The 18863-nt window shown below is 38.2% G+C and carries 18 protein-coding genes and 1 other annotated feature; all 18 genes read right to left on the bottom strand.

The window, feature by feature from the left end; translation table 11 throughout:
• Positions 1-3 precede the first annotated feature (3 nt).
• Positions 4-1119: an RNA polymerase sigma factor RpoD gene (rpoD, locus tag BMW36_RS02515; RefSeq protein WP_089738634.1), complete on the bottom strand. Its 1116-nt coding sequence runs from the start codon at positions 1117-1119 to the stop codon at positions 4-6.
• Between the two features lie 21 nt (positions 1120-1140).
• A complete protein-coding gene (dnaG, locus tag BMW36_RS02520; protein WP_089738636.1) occupies positions 1141-2976 on the bottom strand; it encodes a DNA primase in 1836 nt (611 codons plus the stop codon).
• Between the two features lie 410 nt (positions 2977-3386).
• Positions 3387-4220, bottom strand: coding sequence for a pyruvate, water dikinase regulatory protein (locus BMW36_RS02525; protein WP_089738638.1), 834 nt, complete (start codon positions 4218-4220; stop codon positions 3387-3389).
• A gap of 27 nt (positions 4221-4247) precedes the next feature.
• The gene (gene glyS / locus BMW36_RS02530) at positions 4248-6341 is read right to left on the bottom strand and encodes a glycine--tRNA ligase subunit beta (RefSeq protein WP_089738639.1); all 2094 of its coding nucleotides are present in this window, start codon (positions 6339-6341) and stop codon (positions 4248-4250) included.
• The gene (gene glyQ, locus BMW36_RS02535; RefSeq protein WP_089738641.1) at positions 6328-7221 is read right to left on the bottom strand and encodes a glycine--tRNA ligase subunit alpha; all 894 of its coding nucleotides are present in this window, start codon (positions 7219-7221) and stop codon (positions 6328-6330) included. The genes glyS and glyQ overlap by 14 nt, the downstream gene beginning before the upstream one ends.
• A gap of 83 nt (positions 7222-7304) precedes the next feature.
• Positions 7305-7487, bottom strand: a binding site (T-box leader).
• 47 nt (positions 7488-7534) lie between these two features.
• On the bottom strand, positions 7535-8287 hold the full coding sequence (gene recO / locus BMW36_RS02540; RefSeq protein WP_089738871.1) for a DNA repair protein RecO: 753 nt from the start codon (positions 8285-8287) through the stop codon (positions 7535-7537).
• Positions 8288-8312: 25 nt separating this feature from the next.
• Positions 8313-8456, bottom strand: coding sequence for a YqzL family protein (locus tag BMW36_RS02545; protein ID WP_089738643.1), 144 nt, complete (start codon positions 8454-8456; stop codon positions 8313-8315).
• Positions 8457-8578: 122 nt separating this feature from the next.
• Positions 8579-9484, bottom strand: a complete 906-nt coding sequence (era, locus tag BMW36_RS02550) for a GTPase Era (RefSeq protein WP_089738645.1) — start codon at positions 9482-9484, stop codon at positions 8579-8581.
• A 119-nt stretch (positions 9485-9603) separates the two neighbouring features.
• Positions 9604-9975, bottom strand: a complete 372-nt coding sequence (locus BMW36_RS02555; RefSeq protein WP_089738648.1) for a diacylglycerol kinase family protein — start codon at positions 9973-9975, stop codon at positions 9604-9606.
• A complete protein-coding gene (ybeY, locus tag BMW36_RS02560) occupies positions 9953-10417 on the bottom strand; it encodes an rRNA maturation RNase YbeY (RefSeq protein WP_089738873.1) in 465 nt (154 codons plus the stop codon). Before ybeY ends, BMW36_RS02555 begins: the two co-directional genes overlap by 23 nt.
• 2 nt (positions 10418-10419) lie before the next feature.
• A complete protein-coding gene (locus BMW36_RS02565) occupies positions 10420-12552 on the bottom strand; it encodes an HD family phosphohydrolase (protein WP_089738649.1) in 2133 nt (710 codons plus the stop codon).
• A gap of 75 nt (positions 12553-12627) precedes the next feature.
• On the bottom strand, positions 12628-13587 hold the full coding sequence (locus tag BMW36_RS02570) for a PhoH family protein (RefSeq protein WP_089738652.1): 960 nt from the start codon (positions 13585-13587) through the stop codon (positions 12628-12630).
• Between the two features lie 2 nt (positions 13588-13589).
• Positions 13590-14816 carry a sporulation protein YqfD gene (gene yqfD, locus BMW36_RS02575; protein WP_089738654.1) on the bottom strand — a complete coding sequence of 409 codons (1227 nt, stop codon included), beginning with the start codon at positions 14814-14816 and terminating at the stop codon, positions 13590-13592.
• The gene (gene yqfC / locus BMW36_RS02580; protein ID WP_245711554.1) at positions 14817-15128 is read right to left on the bottom strand and encodes a sporulation protein YqfC; all 312 of its coding nucleotides are present in this window, start codon (positions 15126-15128) and stop codon (positions 14817-14819) included.
• Between the two features lie 164 nt (positions 15129-15292).
• Positions 15293-15748: a hypothetical protein gene (locus BMW36_RS02585; RefSeq protein ID WP_089738656.1), complete on the bottom strand. Its 456-nt coding sequence runs from the start codon at positions 15746-15748 to the stop codon at positions 15293-15295.
• Positions 15749-15814: 66 nt separating this feature from the next.
• Positions 15815-16810: a flotillin-like protein FloA gene (gene floA / locus BMW36_RS02590; RefSeq protein WP_175480328.1), complete on the bottom strand. Its 996-nt coding sequence runs from the start codon at positions 16808-16810 to the stop codon at positions 15815-15817.
• 11 nt (positions 16811-16821) lie between these two features.
• Positions 16822-18156 (bottom strand): NfeD family protein, encoded by a 1335-nt coding sequence (locus BMW36_RS02595; protein ID WP_089738879.1) that lies wholly within the window; start codon positions 18154-18156, stop codon positions 16822-16824.
• Positions 18157-18414: 258 nt separating this feature from the next.
• Positions 18415-18861: a GatB/YqeY domain-containing protein gene (locus BMW36_RS02600; RefSeq protein WP_089738658.1), complete on the bottom strand. Its 447-nt coding sequence runs from the start codon at positions 18859-18861 to the stop codon at positions 18415-18417.
• Positions 18862-18863 lie beyond the last annotated feature (2 nt).

The following is an 18863-nucleotide window of genomic DNA, read 5'->3' on the forward strand; positions in this document are numbered from 1 at the left end:
ATTTTATTCCAAAAAGTCTTTTAGTCGTTTGCTCCGGCTAGGATGACGAAGTTTTCTTAATGCTTTTGCCTCAATCTGACGAATCCGTTCTCTCGTTACTCCGAATACTTTCCCTACTTCTTCCAGTGTTCTCGTTCTGCCATCATCTAATCCGAACCTTAATCTTAGTACATTTTCTTCTCTGTCTGTTAACGTGTCTAAGACATCTTCCAGTTGTTCCTTTAACAGTTCATATGCTGCATGATCTGAAGGAGAGGTAGCTTCCTGGTCTTCAATGAAATCACCTAAGTGGGAATCATCTTCTTCACCAATTGGTGTTTCCAGGGAGACTGGCTCTTGAGCGATTTTAAGAATCTCTCTTACTTTATCTGGTGTTAACTCCATTTCTTTTGCAATTTCTTCAGGAGATGGTTCCCTGCCTAGATCCTGTAGTAACTGTCTTTGGACACGGATCAATTTATTAATTGTTTCAACCATATGAACAGGGATACGAATTGTACGAGCCTGGTCTGCAATCGCTCTTGTAATCGCCTGACGGATCCACCATGTTGCATACGTACTAAATTTGAACCCTTTTCTGAAATCAAATTTTTCGACGGCTTTAATCAGACCCATGTTCCCTTCCTGAATAAGATCCAGGAATAACATACCCCTTCCGACATATCGTTTGGCAATACTGACAACAAGACGAAGGTTTGCTTCAGCGAGACGTTTTTTTGAATACTCGTCGCCTTCTTCAATCTTCTTTGCCAGTTCGATTTCTTCTGATGCAGATAACAAGTCTACCCGTCCGATTTCTTTTAAGTACATACGTACAGGATCATTTATTTTAATTCCGAGCGGAACACTTAAATCGTTTAAGTCAAACTCTTCCTCTTTTGATAATTGCTGTAATGTAGGGTCCTCTTCAGCATCACCTACTATTTCAACACCTTGTTCACCTAACTGTTCATAAAATTCATCCATCTGATCAGATTCTAATTCAAAATTTGACAATCTTTCTGCAACTTCCTCATATGCTAATACACCACGTTTCTTACCGATCTCAACTAATTGCTCTTTTGCCTGCTCCAGTGTTAAATCAGATTCTTTAGAACGTGACGGTTTATTATTTGCCATGAGTGCCCCTCCTTCCAAAAGCTAACTTCTACTTCCTCTTTTTGATTGTTGCCTTATCTTTATGATTTCCATTGCAATTTGGGCTGCCTTTACCGGGTCGTTTTTCTCCATTGCTTTTTGTTCTCTCTCTAGCTGTTTGATTTTGCTGTGGTCGTCTTGCTCAGCTAAAATCGTCTGAATGTAATCTTCTAACTCTCTATCTGATATTTCCCAATTACAGTCGAGCATAGATAGTTCTACAACTAGCTTCTGTATTGGCTCATCCTCTATAAATGTAAGAAAATGGCTTGGATTTGGTTGGTTCCCAGCCTCATAAAAGCCATATAGATAGGTTACAATAATTTGATGCTGTTCCATATTAAATTTCGAACCTAATGATTCCTGCACTCTTTCCGCGATTTGAGCATTCTGAAGCATAAATGCAATAAGGCGTCTTTCCGCATTTTGATAGGCAGGTAAAACTTTTTGCTTATTTTGGTAATTGTTTCGAATTCCTTCATTAGTATTACCAAAGTTTTTGCGGTTATCATCATTTTTTTTGCTATTTTGCAATTTTACTGCCAGATCCTGCTGTAATGCTTCATATGATATGGAAAATTGTTCGGAAAGTTCCCTTAAATAATGATCCCTTTGTATGGAACTTTCAAGTAGTGCTATTTCACTAATAATATTTTCGACGTATTGCAGTCGATCTCCTTCTGAATTTAAATTATAATCTTTCTTCAAATGGCTAATTAAAAAAGTCATTTCAGAAGCAGGTGTGTCCAGTATAGATTGATGAAAGGCCTCTGCGCCAAATTCCTGAATATATTGATCAGGGTCATAACCATTAGGCAGCATCGCAACTTTCACATAGCAGCCTGCTTTTTTTAACAGCTTTAATGTTTTGTATGTCGCATTCTGGCCTGCAGTATCCCCATCAAAACAAATGATAACAGTATCAACATATCTTCTCAGTATACTGGCATGTGAATCAGTAAATGAAGTACCTAAGGAAGCGACTACGTTCGCAGCTCCAGCCTGGTGAAGGGCGAGAACATCAGCATATCCTTCTAACAGAATTACTTCACTTTTTCGTCTGATTTCACTTCTGGCATTGTCAAAATTATAAAGAAGCTTACTCTTTTGGAAAAGGTCCGATTCTGGACTGTTTAAGTATTTGGGTTCCTGCCCATCCATAGACCGACCGCCAAATCCAACTGTTTTGCCTATCGCATTTCTGATGGGAAAGATAATTCTGCCACGAAAACGATCATAGTAATTTGTCTGATCGTTTGTTGTTAAAAACCCTGCTTTCACCATTAGCTGGCGATGATATCCTTTCTTCTCCAGAAATTTAACGATAAAATCTTTGGAAGGCGGGGAGTAACCTATTTGGAACTTTTCAATCGTCTCATCAGAAAAACCTCTCTGATGTAGATATTCCAGACCTTTTTTCCCATCTTTTGTATGATACAGCAAATGATGATATAATTTAGCTAACCATTGATAAGCTTCCAAAATCGTCTGGTCTTCAGACTTAGGCCGGTCTTCCATTTCACTTAAATGCTGCGGCAAATCCAGCTGATGGCCGGATTTTTCAGCTAAATGATGGACAGATTGTGGAAAAGTAAACCCCTCCACTTCCATCAAAAAGGTGAAAACATTTCCACCTTTTCCGCAACCAAAACAGTTAAATATTTGCTTTTCCTGATTAACTGAGAAAGATGGTGTATTTTCTGAATGAAATGGGCATAATCCGAAGTAGTTTCTTCCTTGTTTCTTTAATTGTACATAGTCACCAACAATATCTACGATATCATTCGAAGTCTGGATCTCAGCAATCGTCTGATCATCCAAGTGATAGTGATTAGCCATAATATTCACCATTTTCCATCAATTCTGTTTCATTCTTTTTGTTTCGACATTTTTCTCACCTGATGCTAAATGAAGCTAAATAAAACAATGAATTAATGTTCTCTATACTTCTATAGCCTTTGTAATAGAAATTAAACTTTTAAGTATAACATCCATGGATTTTTGTCGAAAAAAATAAATAACTTATGATAACAATTCTACAAAAATGAATAAATTCCTTCTTTTACTGAAAATTTTATAGAAAAATTAGAACATTTGCTTTAAAAAATGTAAGTATAAGAAAATATATTCTATGATATCCTTATTTCACAAATTCTAATTATAAAACAAAACATGTTAATTTTCCAATTATAAGCTTTTAAGAAGAACAGAAAGGGGGACTTCCCCCTTCAAAAGCTGCGGAATATCCTTTACTGTTCTCTAGTATCCATATTCCAGTAAGGTTGATTGATCATATTAAGAATAATATTAGCGGTCTCTTCAACTGCTTTGTTGGAAACATCTATTACAGGACAGCCAATTCGCTGGATCAGTTGATCAAAGTAATTCAGTTCTTCCTGGATTCGCTCCATATTTGCATAGCTGGCAGTATCATCAAGTCCCAGGCTTTTTAATCTTTCTTTTCGTATACTGTTTAGTTTTTCAGAACTGATTCTTAGCCCAATGCATTTTTGCGATGGGATTTTAAATAAAGTTTCCGGCGGATCAACTTCAGGGACAATAGGTATGTTCGCTACTTTTAAACGTTTATGTGCTAGATATTGTGATAAAGGTGTTTTCGAAGTTCTCGAAACTCCAATTAAAACAATATCCGCCTGCATTACTCCCCTGGGATCGCGGCCATCGTCATATCTGACTGCAAACTCAATGGCTTCCACCCTTCTGAAATAATCTTCATCCAACCGGTGGATTAATCCTGGTTCTTCCTTAGCTTTTCTGTGGAATTTTCTTTCCATCGCCTCAAGCATTGGTCCAAGAATATCGACACATTCTACTTGTTTATTCCTTGCTTCCTGAATCAGAAATTCACGCAGGACAGGATTAACTAAAGTAAAACCTATCATTGCCCCTAATTGTTTTGCATGGTACACGGCACCACGCAAAACTTCTATATTTTCTACATATGGAATGCGATATAAGTCATACGCATTCTCATCCATAAATTGACTCAATGCTGCTTTTGTCACAAATTCTGCTGTTTCTCCTACTGAATCAGAAACAACATAAATGATTGCTTTTTCCATATGTTCATGCTTCCTCCTGCATTCTACTTATGCTTGCGATTGTTTCCAATTAATTTCAGCAAGGTCAGCAAACTTAATTATTTCTTGTGCAATGGCTAAGAGCAGAGCCAGTCGATTTTCCCGTATTTGTAAATTCTCATCCATAACCATCGTATTGTCAAAAAACTGATGGATCGGATTAACAAGACGGCCCAACACTTCGAGTGCTTCTTCGGCTGCTTGTGACTGAAGAGTGGCTGCGTAGTCCTCTTTCATCTGATTATACGCCTTGTAAAGATTATGCTCTTCCTCATTAACGAAAAGCTCCTGGTTAACAAGATAATGCGGCTCAGCCTTTTTCGCTAAGTTTAATACTCTGACAAACGCTTCCTGCTTATCCTTAAATGCTGTATCATTCCGTTTTGCACTTAATAAGGACGCTTTTGCGAAAAGGAAGGAAACACCTTTCAATTCAGTCGCAAGAACTGCATCAATAATATCTGATTCAATTTTTTCCTCTTTCATAATATATGCTGTTCTCTGCTTGAAAAATGTTTCTAATTGATGATGAACCTGTTTTTTTTCAGCTTCTTCCTTAACATGTGATTCAAATAAGACTTGAATCTGTTCCAGAATGTCACTTATATTCAGCTTCCATTTTCTATCACTGACAATTTGAACGACACCAAGTGCTTGTCTTCTTAATGCATAAGGGTCCTGTGAACCACTTGGAATCAAGCCAACAGTGAAACACCCAACGATGGTATCCAGTTTATCGGCAATACTTACTACCGCTCCTGTAACCGATTCCGGTAACTTTGCATTAGCGTTTTTTGGCATATAATGCTCTTCAATTGCTTGGGCCACATCTTTATCTTCTCCAAATATTTCGGCATATTTACGGCCCATGACACCTTGCAGTTCTGTAAACTCTGTTACCATGTTTGTCACAAGGTCAAATTTACAAATTTCCGCTGCTCTTTTGACTTTACGCAACTCCTGGTCATCAAGGCCTAATTTACTTGAGATCATTGCAGCTATTTCAGTGACACGGCTGACTTTATCTGCAATTGTTCCAAGTTTTTCCTGAAATACCATGCGGGATAATTGTTCGATATTTCTGTCGATGGATAGTTTCTGATCCTCTTCATAGAAAAACTGTGCATCTTGCAGCCTTGCTCTCAATACTTTCTCATTACCGCGTGAAACTGTTTCGATATGTTCATCCGTTCCATTCCGGACTGCAACGAAAAATGGCAGCAAATCACCATTATTATTTGTCACAGGAAAATATCGCTGGTGTTCTTTCATTGATGTAATCAGCACTTCTTTCGGAATTTCCAGAAATGATTCATGATAGGTACCGGAGAAAACAGTCGGATATTCTACCAGATGTTTTACTTCGTTTAGTAACTCATAATCAATGGGAATAGTCCATCCTTTATCTTTTTCTAATTGTTTAATACCATTCACAATTAACTGTTCTCGCTTAGCGGCATCTGCTATGACATATTCCTGTTCCAATAGCTGTTCATATTGCAAAGGATCACTCAATACAGTTTTGCCGCCGAGAAACCTGTGCCCATATGTAACTTGTCCTGTTTTCACTCCTGTGATATCAAATGGAATGACATTTTCATTATTTAATGCAACAAGCCACTTAATCGGGCGGATGAAACGCAGATTCTGGTCAGCCCAGCGCATATTTTTCGGGAAATGAAGATCGAGAATGATATCTTTAAATGCAGGCAGTAATTCATCGACACTTTTTCCTTCGATAAATTTCTTCACAAAAATATAATTCGTGCCATCGATGTCTTTTATGTAGATATCTTCTACATTTTTTCCTTGTCCTTTGGAGAAACCGACAGCTGCCTTGGACCAGTCACCATTTTCATCTTTTGCAATTTTCTCTGCAGGCCCTTTTACCTCTTCTTCCTGATCGTCCTGTTTTGACTGCAATTGTTTTATCACAACAGCAAACCTTCTCGGTGTAATATACGTCGTAATTGAATCATAATTTAACCGAAGATCATTTAACCATGCTTCCGTTTTCTCTTTTAACTGTGCTTCCGTATCATTCATAAAACGAGCAGGCATCTCTTCTAAACCAACTTCAAATAAAACATTAGTTGTTGTCATTTGTCACACTCTCTCCTTTCAACATCGGGAATCCAAGTCTTTCACGTTCAGCCACATACAGTTTGGCAATTTCTCTTGCCAGATTTCTCACTCTGCCAATATATCCCGTACGTTCGGTTACTGAAATTACCCCTTTCGCGTCAAGCAGATTAAAGGTATGAGAACATTTTAGTACATAATCATATGCAGGAAAAACGAGCCCTTTCTCCATTGTTCTTTTCGCTTCTTCTTCATATGTGGTAAACAGGGTAAACAGCATGTCTGTATTGGATTCTTCGAATGTATATGTGGAATGTTCAAATTCCGGCTGGTAAAAAATATCTCCAACTGTAACGCCACTTGTCCATTCTAATTCGAATACATTTTCCTTATCCTGAATATAAGAAGCCAGCCGTTCAATACCATATGTAATTTCCACAGCGACTGGTTTTGCTTCAAGCCCGCCGATTTGCTGGAAATAAGTGAACTGAGTGATTTCCATCCCATCAAGCCATACTTCCCATCCCAAACCTGCTGCACCAAGTGTTGGATTTTCCCAATTGTCTTCAACAAAACGGATATCATGTTCTTTTGGATCAATCCCTAATTTCTCCAGTGATTGTAAATAAAGATCCTGAATATTATCAGGTGACGGCTTCATAATCACCTGAAACTGATGGTGCTGATACAGGCGGTTTGGATTTTGACCATAACGGCCATCCGCAGGTCTTCTGGATGGCTCCACATAAGCGACATTCCATGGTTCAGGTCCCAAACTGCGAAGCAATGTCATTGGTGACATTGTTCCTGCACCTTTTTCGACATCATATGCCTGCATTAAGATACAGTTTTGATCAGACCAGTGCTTTTGTAATGTTAATATCATTTCTTGTATATTCATGATTAAATCCCTCCAATTTACGATAATTTGTTTTTTCCACATTGAAAACCCGTCCCTATGCTTTATCAGTATTATTGATAAAGCATAGGGACGGGTTCTCCGCGGTTCCACCCTATTTGTTGTCTCTTCTATAAAAAAAGAAACAACCACTTTTAGAATTAACTGCTCCAGAGCGCCTTCCTAATGATTCCAATACCCGGCTTCCACCACTCCGGACTCGCTTAAAATGGAAAACAATCAGTACTATTCTCTTTCAATACAGACAATGTTTAATTTATTACTAAATCATACGAAATATCTTTTTTATTGTCAACTAGTTTCTATCCTGCAACTGATCCATTTGCTTTAAGAACCGCTTTGATTTCAGAAAATATCCGCCATATCTTTCATAGTATTGGTCCATAAGCTGTTTTAATATACGCTTATTTTCTTCTTTTACTGATATATTGCCAATCCGCTCCAATTCGACCCATGAGAAAATTTTGAGCAATTTATACAGATTTTCATTCAGAAAGAAGGCGTAAGCATCCTTCTGCTGACAGCTGCTGCAAAGGACTCCGCCTTCCTGAATGGAAAAATGCGACAAATTCTCTTTTCTTCCGCAATTCACACAATGGTCTATTACCGGAGCTATCCCTGCAGCCTGAAACATTTTCCATTCATAAATCATGGAAAGAATCTCAGGGTCTTTGTCCTGTTCAAGCCATTTTAATGTTTGCAAAAGCTGGGTATAATAAATGGGATTATATTTTTTCGGGTCAAGTACTTTGTCTGTTAACTCTGCTATAAAACTAGCATATGCTGTGAGAAATATATCCTCACGTATTTTGCGGAAAGAATGAATGACTTCCCCTTGCTGAATTGTAGCAAGGTTCGACCCTGGCTGAATTAAAAAAGAACCATGAATAAATGGCTGCGTAATCGCAGCCATTCTGCTTTTTGTTTTTTTTGCACCTCTGGCAATTGCTCCGATTTTCCCCATGGTCGGTGTAAGAAGTGTTACAATTTTATGCGTCTCCCCATAATCTTGTGTTCTTAAAACAAAAGCTTCCATTTTTTCAAACACAAGCTTCACCATTCCCTTTCTTTATTTAAAAATGTGTATCTTCTAATAATGGATCGTCTATTGATTGCTGTTCAACCTCGGATGTTTCTTCTAGTTCGATTTGTTTCATCCATAAGTATGCTTCTATATTCCCTGTTTGACTGAAAATTTTCCATGGTACATCGATCACAATAAACCTCACCTTTCCTTTTGGTTGTCTTTCATTGTGCTCACTAATAGAATTACCTAAAAACAGACTTTCAATTAGTAATAATATTTACCATGTATGATCATTGCTGGACAGAAAACAACCTAGTATTCATCTTGTTTAAATCCAAATTCATATAAATGATGGGGTTTGTTACGCCAGTTTTCCTGTACTTTCACCCATAATTCAAGAAATACCTTGGAGCCAAGCAGACCCTCTATATCTTTTCTCGCTCTTTGTCCGATTTCTTTTAACATCTGTCCCTGTTTTCCGATAATAATTCCTTTTTGGGATTTACGCTCAACGATAATACTTGCCTGTACAAGCAATTTATCGTTACTATCTCTGTTTTTAATCTGGTCAATAACAACCGCAACAGAGTGAGGGATTTCTTCTCGCGTTAAATGAAGAACCTTCTCCCTAATTAACTCTGCGATTATAAATCTCTCCGGATGGTCTGTAACCTGGTCTTCCGGATAGAACTGCGGACCTTCGGGCAGAAAATCTGCAAAAACGTCCATTAAATGTTCTACATTATTCCCTTCCAGAGCAGAGATCGGAATTATTTCCTGAAAAGGGTACTTGTCCTTATATTGCTCTATAAGAGGCAATAATTCATCTGGCTGTACAAGGTCAATTTTATTAATCACTAAAAATACGGGCGTCTTATTTGATTGCAGCCTGTCAATGATATACTGATCACCACGACCGTAACCTTCATCAGCATTGATCATAAACATGATCGCATCCACTTCATTTAACGTATTTTCAGCTATCTTTACCATAAAATCCCCAAGTTTATGTTTTGGTTTATGAATACCAGGTGTATCGATAAACACAATTTGTTTATCCTGATCCGTATAAACACCCTGTATTTTATTTCTTGTAGTCTGTGCTTTGTCACTCATAATTGCAATTTTTTGTCCGATTACCCGATTCATAAAAGTAGATTTTCCTACATTCGGTCTGCCAATAATTGCTACAAATCCTGATTTAAAAGTTTTTTCCATTAAGTTTCCTCCGTTATTCATGTTGCCTTGTATATGTATATCATACAATAAATTTCACTTCATTTCATACTTTCGACAAAACTAGTGGTAATGTTTTCACAACTGTTATTATTTGCAAATCAGTTTATCCAATGCGGCAAAAAGATACAGCAACCAATGATAATTGCAAAGATTGCTGTCACTAAAACTGCCCCTGCCGCCAGGTCTTTCGCGAGACCAACAGCTATTCTCTTATTTGGCTCCAGATAATTTAATGCGGTCTCCACCGCAGTATTCATAACCTCCATACCTATCACTGTACCGCATGTCAGACTAAGCACAGCCCATTCAATAAAGGATAGTTTTGTCCAGATACCGAGAATAAAAACCACTGCCGTTGCGAGAAGATGTATCTTTACATTGCGTTCTTTTTTAATGGCATACATTAAACCGTTTAATGCATACTTGAATCCAAAGTGAAAGCACTTTTTACCTTGATAATCCGAAGCCATTTAAGATCTCCTCTTGTCTACCGAACATCTTTTTCTCTTCTTCCTCTTCCATATGATCGTACCCTAACAAATGCAAAAAGCCATGCAATGCTAAAAAACCTAGTTCTCTGGATAATGTGTGGTTATAATCATTTGCCTGTTCCTCTGCTTTATCAAGCGAAATAATGATATCACCAAGCATAACAGGCATATCTTCTCCCACAATTTCTATTTCTTCCTCTGTTTCTTCTTCTAATGCAAAAGACAAAACATCTGTAGGTTTATCTAAATCCCGATACTGCTTATTCAAACGCTGAATTTCATTATTATCCACAAAAGTAACAGAAAGCTCTGCTAAACTGGATACCTCTTCTTCTTTTGCCGCATATACTAACAGGTCCTCTATTAGCTCCATATGATCTTTAGCTACTTTTCCTGTATCGTCTATAAAATCAATTTCCATCATTACCTGGCCTCCTTCATTTTCTCTTCCTTAGGGTATTGAATTCTCGAATGGTATATCCCTTTTAATGTTTCACATATCACGTTTTTCATCTGCTCTAGTTCCATAAAAGTCAATGAACTGTCACTTAACTGCCCATCAAGCATACGATCCTGAAAAATAGCAGAAACGATCTTTTCAATCTCTTTCTGATCGGGATTTGATAATGACCGGACTGCTGCCTCAATCGAATCACATATGGAAACAACGGCTGCTTCTTTCGTGGCAGGCTTCGGACCATCATACCTGAAATCTTCTTCTTTCACTTTTTCATTTTTTTCTTTTGCTTTATAGTAAAAAAACTTAAGCAGTGTTGTACCATGATGCTGCAAAGCGATATCAATAATCTCCTGTGGCAGCTTTTCTTTCCTAAGTAAATTAGCCCCATCGGCAGGATGCTGTAAAATGATTTCAGCACTCTGGTATGGATCAAGGTATTCGTGCGGATTCTTCATACCCATCTGGTTTTCGATAAAATAATGCGGCCGGACGGTTTTCCCCAGGTCATGGTAATATGCTGCTACCCTTGCTAATAAGCCATTTGCGCCAATCGCCTCACAGGATGCTTCACTTAAATTAGCAACCATAATACTATGATGGTAGGTTCCTGGTGCTTCAATCAACAGCTTTCGTAATAATGGCTGATTAGGACTGGAAAGTGTTAATAACTTTGCATCAGATAATATACCTAAACCTGATTCGAAAAACGGCAGCATACCTACTGTTAATATTGTTGCAATAATTGCTGATAAAAAACCGTAACTTCCAAACAATAAATAATCAGACCAGTCATATTTTTCGAAAGATAATAATAAAAATAGAAATACAGTGATAGCATTCATTAATGCAACCCCAACTCCTGTTTTTACAACAGCAGCCTTATCTTTCACAATTGCCAGAAAATAAATACTTACCAGTTGTGTGATTAGAAAATAAATGCCTACTTCCATATTAAGCAGCCCAGGCAAATTCGCATTAAACACCACACTGCCGACAATCGCATAAATAATCGAAAAAACGATTGCTATACGTTCTCTTATTAGTATTTTCAATAACATGGATACCGTTGCGATCGGTGTAATAAAGTACAGGGGATTATCTGTTGTCACATATAAACTGATGACTTTCATTACGCTTACAATCACACCACTCATAATAATAATTGCTACTAGCTTTCTTAATGAATAGGTTGTTTTTTTCGCATGGTTCAGTTCAAGGAAAATCAACATACCTAAAAGCAGCATGAGGATTAAAAGTCCAATCAGTGGAAAGACGTTTCTTTCTTCATTAAGCAATCCTGTAATTTCCAATTCCTCATATATCTCATTTGTAATTAACTGTCCCTCTTCCACGATCAGTTCTCCCGCCCGAATGAGGACAGGCTCTACCCCTTCTCTCGCCTGTTTTTGGGCCTCGTTTGTCTCATCTGCAGAAAAGAATGAGTTTGGCTCAACTCCAAATACAATCAGTGGCTGTAATGATTGAACCAGTGAGTAATCCAGTGTGGAATAGCTTAATTTCTGTTCAATTCTTCTAATTACCTGTTGTTCTTCCCCTACTTTTATTCCAGTATGGAATGCGTCGTATAAAGAAGAGTTAAGTAGCTCTTTAGCAAGTAAACGATCTGCCGGTTCTGCTCTGAATAAGGCTGTAAAAACAGCGGAATCCATTTCCCTGACCGATTCTTCTTCCACCAGCTGTTTTAAGTAAGAAACTTTATCACTAATGGAAATGGTCGGTTTGGATAATTCTTTTTTCAAATCTTCTGATTCAATCTTTTCTATCACTTCAAAAATTTCATTAACGGAAGCTACCTGTTCTTCTGTTACATCTGAAGAAATCTCGTAATGATCTTCTACAGACTGAACAGCATCCCTGATTCTTCTTTCCGTTTCCTTTGTATGTTCAATGGTAATCGGAGATCGTATCGTTTCTTTTGCGGTCGAAAACTTCTCAATATCATATGTTTCCATATAAACATTTGTATAAGTTAAAGAAAAGAAAATGACAGTACAGACTATGGCTGTCATTAGATAACGAAGCCAGTCATGACGAAAAAAATGTGTTAGTAACTGTATGATACGATCTTTGTTCATATCCATCCCTCATTTATTTTACAAAGACTTGGATCCAAATACTATCCCCTCTGCATGATCCAAGTCTTCTGATATTTATATATTATTTTCATATGCTTCGATAATTTTCTGGACAATCGGGTGTCTGACAACATCCGCCTGAGACAAGTAAACAAAACTGATCCCTTTCATGCTGGTCAGTTTATCCTTCGCTTCCACTAAACCGGAATAAACACCTTTCGGTAAGTCAACTTGTGTAATATCCCCTGTTATTACCATCTTTGAACCAAAACCTAGGCGTGTGAGAAACATCTTCATTTGGGCAGCTGTTGTATTCTGGGCTTCATCTAAAATGACAAAAGCATCATCCAGTGTACGGCCTCTCATATAAGCTAACGGAGCGATTTCAATTGTTCCTCTTTCGATTAATCGCATCGTATGCTCCGTACCAAGAACGTCGTGTAAAGCGTCGTATAGTGGCCGCAAATAAGGGTCAACTTTCTCTTTTAAATCACCTGGCAGAAACCCTAAGCTCTCTCCTGCTTCTACTGCTGGTCTTGTCAAAATTATCCGTTTAACTTTACCGCTTTTTAACGCCTGTACCGCCATCACTACAGCTAAATACGTTTTACCTGTCCCAGCAGGTCCAATACCAAACACGAGATCATTCTGCTTCATTGCCTGTAAATAATTTCGTTGACCTAACGTTTTTACCCGTATGGATTTTCCTTTTGCTGTTTTTGTAATTTCATCTTCAAACAATGTGGCAAGCTGATCAATTTTTCCCCTTTTCGCCAGCTCAACCGCATAGATTACATCACGTTCAGAAACAGAAATTCCCTTCCGGATGATAGTTAATAACCCATTTAATACTTCTTCGATGATTGTAATGTCAGCATCGCTTCCTGAAACACTAATCTGTTCTCCTCTCGAAACAATAGACACAGCCAATTGCTCTTCTAATTGTTTCAGATGTCTATCCTCTGTTCCAAATAAGTCCAATGCTTCATTTGCATTTTCTAATTGCAGATCAATTACTCTTAAATCTTCTGGCATAATCAGTCTCCTTGAGTTAATGGTTGTCGCTTCGTAATATCTTCTAGTACAGTATAATATATGGTTAATTTTACTTTACCATTCTCTACCCTTTCGTGCAAAACTTTTTCATCTTCTATTTTTGCATCAAGTGGAATCATTTGTTTTAACCGTCGTAATGCTTGCTCTTTTGCCAATGCCATTGCAGCTTCTTCTGTTCTCTTTTCGTGAGTTTCTTCTTTCTCCAGAATCGTCCGTTTAACATAGCTTACAGGTATTTTCCAGTTGAGGAAATAAAACTCTTTTTCATCTGCCTCTACCTGTGTTTTCTCAAATTCCGGATTACGGAAATTCCATACAGGAACTAATAAATCAAATACATTCACATAATGTCTGACGGACGTTTCCCCTGTCAACACGTCATATTTATCTTCCAATGGTACAGAGATGGTACTCTTGTACCATACTTTTGCAATTACTTCCCCTTCGGCGATAAGAGGAGGTGATTTAAGTTCTTCATCATCGTCTTCCTCTGGTTTTTCCGCTTGGGTGTTATCATTCAGATAAGCAGATATAAGGATATCATTCTTTTTTACCACATCATTCACTTTCACTAAAGGTTGTCCTTTTTCAGCATAAATATCGACAATGACCCCTTCCTTTGTCGCAACAAGGTGACCGGGTACTCCTTCTTCATCTTTTTCCACCCTTGTTTTCTCCACACCTTCCAGGTGATAGGCTGTCCCATTCTTTGTTACACCAATCCATAGCAATTCAGGTATATCTTTAATAAGCTGATCCTGTATATCTCCAGGCGATCCGATATTCCACTGGAAATTTCCTCTTGTAACACCATAGCTTTGCAGCTGTTTCATTACTTTGTTTTCTAATTCTTCGTCCAACCCGGAAACATCCACTCTCCAGACCATATTAGATAATAAAAAAATAAAACACACAGCTATCATAAATCCAATGAGAAGTGGTTTTTGATATAACGTATGTTTTAATAAAAAAGGAAGCCCCTGTTTGTCTTTAAAATATACTTTGTGGATGGTTTTCCTTTTTACTTTTCTCAATTTTGGTATGTCACGAAGATCGATATCTCCTAAACATGTTGTCCGGTCCGTTTTTACAATGTCCCATACTTTAATCCCGTTTCTTGTACATAAATCAAAGAATAATTCTGGATATTCCCCAATTACTTTAATTGTGATTGTACCAGAGTACCAGTTCTTCTTTTTATAAAACATTTAACCTTTCCCTCCGATTTCGGGCTTAACACTTTCATCTTGAAAGGTTATATCCTTTATTTTTCCTTCTAATAAGATTTCCTGTCCCACCATCATTTTTAAAACGAAGTCGGTACCAATGATGCGAACATAACCCTGATGTACTTTTAACAGCAGCTCGTCGGTCTGGAAAATGACTAATCCCTGATGGTTTTCGATATAAAAATGAATGGAGCCTATCATGGTAATGCGAGGGAGCTCCAGCATAACTTCGGAAGGAAGATCAAATGTTTTGGTTATCATTCTGGTTAGTTTTTCTTTCCATTGTGCCAACAGACTTCGCCCCCTTCTCCAACATTGTATGACCAAGACAAAGGGTATATGCCAGAAAAACACGACAAGCTAAATAACCGGTGAAAATAAAATTTGGAGCGTAATTGAGGGTGACTTTACGGGAATAGAAAAAGACCGCAGATAGAGTTTCTGCGGTCTTTTGGTTAATAAGGTCTTTTTTTATAGGCGCGTGGTTTCCCGAGGACTTCTGCCATTATAATCCCCTGGGCCACACCTTTTCTTGTTAAATTGTTTTTAATCGATAACTTTGCCTGTTCCTTGCTTACTTTCTTGTTTACATGTTTAATTGGTGAATTATCTAACATTTCCTGCTGTTTCTTCGTAAGTGACTGAGACTTGTTCAAACCTTGCTTCAAACGGTCCATTTGCTTTTGTTTCTGATCAAGAAAACTTGTCTCGTCAATATCCTGCATATTGTAATGGTGGTCTTCTTCGATTGAAGCAGGTTCAGTCCTTATCGTTGTCGATTCATTATTATTCGTATTAGGAACTCTCTTAACTGGTTTAGACTGGTCTTCATCTTGATTTTTATTAAAAAGTCCTGCCAGCCAGATAATTGCACCAATTATTGGAACTAAGTAACCAAATAATTCTTCCATCAATCTCTTCCTTTCTAGCAAACATAATAGAGTTGCTGACAGGATTTATGATCAATCAACTTACCATTACTTGTCTTCTTCTTCATCTGTATCACTCAGTTTGCCAATTGCATCACGCATATCTGTATCTGCATCAATATTCTTATAGTTCATATAATCCATTACACCCATTTTACCTGAACGCAAGGCTTCTGCCAGTGCTTGAGGTACCTCTGCTTCTGCTTCCACAACTTTCGCGCGCATTTCCTGAACTTTGGCAACCATTTCCTGCTCTTGGGCAACCGCCATTGCACGACGTTCTTCTGCTTTAGCCTGGGCAATGTTCTTGTCTGCTTCAGCTTGATCTGTCTGAAGAATTGCTCCAATGTTTTTGCCGATATCCACATCCGCGATATCAATCGATAAAATTTCAAATGCAGTTCCTGCATCAAGTCCACGATCTAAGACATTATGAGAGATCGAATCAGGATTTTCCAATACTTCCGTATGAGCTTTTGCACTACCAATCGTACTGACAACCCCTTCACCAACACGGGCAATAATGGTATCTTCACCCGCACCACCGACTAATCTGTCGATATTGGCACGAACGGTAATTCTTGCTTTCGCTTTTACTTCGATCCCGTCCATGGAAATACCTGCGATAAATGGTGTTTCAATTACTTTCGGATTAACACTCATCTGTACAGCTTCTAACACGTCCCGGCCTGCTAAATCAATCGCAGCACACCGTTCAAAACTTAATTCAATATTCGCTCTCTGTGCAGCAATAAGAGCATTTACTACACGATCTACGTTACCACCTGCTAAAAAGTGGCTCTCCAATTGATTTGTTGTTACATCAATACCTGCTTTATGCGCCTTAATTAATGGATTAATTACTCGTGATGGCACTACCCTTCTCAAACGCATCCCGATTAATGTAAAGATACTGACTTTTACACCTGCAGCTAAGGCACTAATCCAGAGCATCACCGGAATAAATGTAAATAAGACAGCAACTGCAATTACGATTAGACCAATAATGATAATAGGGAAAAGCATTTCAAATTCTGTTGACATATTATATCCTCCTATATACTTTTAATTTCTCTTACTACTATACGTGAACCTTCTACCTTAATGATTGTTACCGGTTGATTTACACCAATAAATCCACCTTCTGATACGACATCCAACCTTTCCGAACCGAACTCCGCTGTGCCTGATGGCCTCAAAGGAGTTACCGTAACCCCTTTCTGATGAAGCAGCTCCGTCCGGTTCACTGTTGACACATAACCCTTGTCAGTTGATGTCGCATCATTCAGGATGATATGTCTTAAAAATCCTTTTTCCAGTCCAATTGTCCGAAACAGAATAATCGAGACAACAATGGCTGATATAAGAGCAATGGCGATACTCATAGACATATGGCCAACATCATTTGTTGACATGAATAGAGCGGCAACCATTGCTCCTATACCAATGAATCCGATAATACCGCCAGGGGCAAATATCTCAATAATTATGAGTACGAAACCTAACACTAATAAGACAATCGCTTCATAACCAGCCAGTCCTGCAACGATATGACCGTAAAAATAAAGTATTAATGAAACAATGCCGATGGAACCAGGAATACCAAAACCAGGTGAGTATAATTCAACAACCAATCCTATACTTGCAAGTGAAAGCAAAATAGGGACAACAACTGGATGTGTTAAAAAACGCGCAATCCCTTCTGCAACAGTCGGTTCCAGTTCCACCACTTCCGCATTCGAAAGTGATAGTTCATTTAACAGTTCTGTTCGATGGTCGACAATACCCTCGGCATATCCTACTTCGACCGCTGAGTCTGGCCCTAATGTCAGAAAATCTCCTTCAGGTGCCCCGTATTCCGGTAAGTCTATACCAGGGTCTGCCATCGCTTCAGCATAGAGAGGATCTCTGCCCTTTGAACTTGCCGCACTTTTTATACTCGCAATCCAGGCAGATTGAGCTTTCTTGTCAGCAGCCGTTCCGTCAGAATTAATTACACCGCTGGCCCCCATGCTCGCTTGCGGTTTCATGTAAATATTATCCGTATTTAAGGCAATATAGGAACCGGCAGATAATGCTTCAACCGTAATAAATGAGGTTGTTTCTATCTCCAGGTCCTGGAGTATCTGGCCAATATTCTTGGCAGCATCTACCCGTCCGCCTGGTGTATTGATTTCAAATATGATGTGATTCGCATCCGCTTCTGCCGCCTCATCCGTCGTCCGACGTATAAAAGCTTCCAATCCCCGCTCCACTGTATTTTCAATTGGGATAACATAAACAAGTTTCCCTTCCCCGTCCTCTGCTTGAAGCGTATGATTTACTGAAAAAAACAACAGGACAGACATAAGAAGAAGACCTGTTAAAATAAGTGATTTTTTGACCACCATTTGCACCTAACCCCTCCTCTCTGTTTTTATTTTATGTACTATAAATTTACGATTAACTATGTGAAAGGTTTCATTTTTTTCTGCTGAAAATAGTTTACCATAAGAATTGTTAGAAAGAAAACAATTGCAGAGCAGGAGCAGCTTGAAAAATTCACAGGATAATTTCCCGCATAAATAGGTATAATAAAAACCCCCAGCTAATGCTGAGAGTTTTTATACTATATAGTGAGAGCAAATGACTCAATTTATTCGATTCAGTTACTGTAAGTGCTGTTGAACAAACTGATTCACTCTTGCTCCTTCTGCCTTTCCTTTTACCTTTGGCATTAGAGCGCTCATCACTTTTCCCATATCTTTTTTTGATTCTGCTTGAACTTCTTCGATCGTCTGAACAACTATTTGTTCCAATTCATCATCAGATAATTGTTCAGGCATATAAGCCTGTATGATTTTAATTTCTTCTTCTAACTTGCTTACAAGATCTTCGCGTCCAGCTTCTTTAAATTCGTGGAGGGAATCTTTTCTTTGTTTCAGCTCTCTGGCTAAAACAGTTAGTTCTTCTTCTTCAGACAATGCATCTTTCTTCTGTTTAATGGCTTCATTTTGTATCGATGCTTTGACCATTCTAATTACACTAAGTTTTACTTTATCTTTGTCCTTCATCGCCTGCTTCATGTCCTGGTTCAAAAGTTCAATGATTGCCATTA

Origin of the sequence: Gracilibacillus ureilyticus, from assembly GCF_900111195.1 — a bacterium.
GTDB classification, from domain to species: Bacteria; Bacillota; Bacilli; order Bacillales; family Amphibacillaceae; genus Gracilibacillus; species Gracilibacillus ureilyticus.

What these genes read in the sequence shown, in the direction of transcription:
- era (WP_089738645.1), bottom strand. Translation starts at nt 9,484, where the DNA reads ATGGAAAAAACTTTTAAATCAGGATTTGTAGCAATTATTGGCAGACCG.
- ybeY (WP_089738873.1), bottom strand. Translation starts at nt 10,417, where the DNA reads ATGGAAATTGATTTTATAGACGATACAGGAAAAGTAGCTAAAGATCAT.
- BMW36_RS02585 (WP_089738656.1), bottom strand. Translation starts at nt 15,748, where the DNA reads ATGGAAGAATTATTTGGTTACTTAGTTCCAATAATTGGTGCAATTATC.
- yqfD (WP_089738654.1), bottom strand. Translation starts at nt 14,816, where the DNA reads ATGTTTTATAAAAAGAAGAACTGGTACTCTGGTACAATCACAATTAAA.
- BMW36_RS02565 (WP_089738649.1), bottom strand. Translation starts at nt 12,552, where the DNA reads ATGAACAAAGATCGTATCATACAGTTACTAACACATTTTTTTCGTCAT.
- BMW36_RS02595 (WP_089738879.1), bottom strand. Translation starts at nt 18,156, where the DNA reads ATGGTGGTCAAAAAATCACTTATTTTAACAGGTCTTCTTCTTATGTCT.
- BMW36_RS02570 (WP_089738652.1), bottom strand. Translation starts at nt 13,587, where the DNA reads ATGCCAGAAGATTTAAGAGTAATTGATCTGCAATTAGAAAATGCAAAT.
- rpoD (WP_089738634.1), bottom strand. Translation starts at nt 1,119, where the DNA reads ATGGCAAATAATAAACCGTCACGTTCTAAAGAATCTGATTTAACACTG.
- BMW36_RS02555 (WP_089738648.1), bottom strand. Translation starts at nt 9,975, where the DNA reads ATGGCTTCGGATTATCAAGGTAAAAAGTGCTTTCACTTTGGATTCAAG.
- glyS (WP_089738639.1), bottom strand. Translation starts at nt 6,341, where the DNA reads ATGACAACAACTAATGTTTTATTTGAAGTTGGTTTAGAAGAGATGCCT.
- dnaG (WP_089738636.1), bottom strand. Translation starts at nt 2,976, where the DNA reads ATGGCTAATCACTATCACTTGGATGATCAGACGATTGCTGAGATCCAG.
- BMW36_RS02600 (WP_089738658.1), bottom strand. Translation starts at nt 18,861, where the DNA reads ATGGCAATCATTGAACTTTTGAACCAGGACATGAAGCAGGCGATGAAG.
- floA (WP_175480328.1), bottom strand. Translation starts at nt 16,810, where the DNA reads ATGTCAACAGAATTTGAAATGCTTTTCCCTATTATCATTATTGGTCTA.
- BMW36_RS02525 (WP_089738638.1), bottom strand. Translation starts at nt 4,220, where the DNA reads ATGGAAAAAGCAATCATTTATGTTGTTTCTGATTCAGTAGGAGAAACA.
- glyQ (WP_089738641.1), bottom strand. Translation starts at nt 7,221, where the DNA reads ATGAATATACAAGAAATGATATTAACATTACAAAAGCACTGGTCTGAT.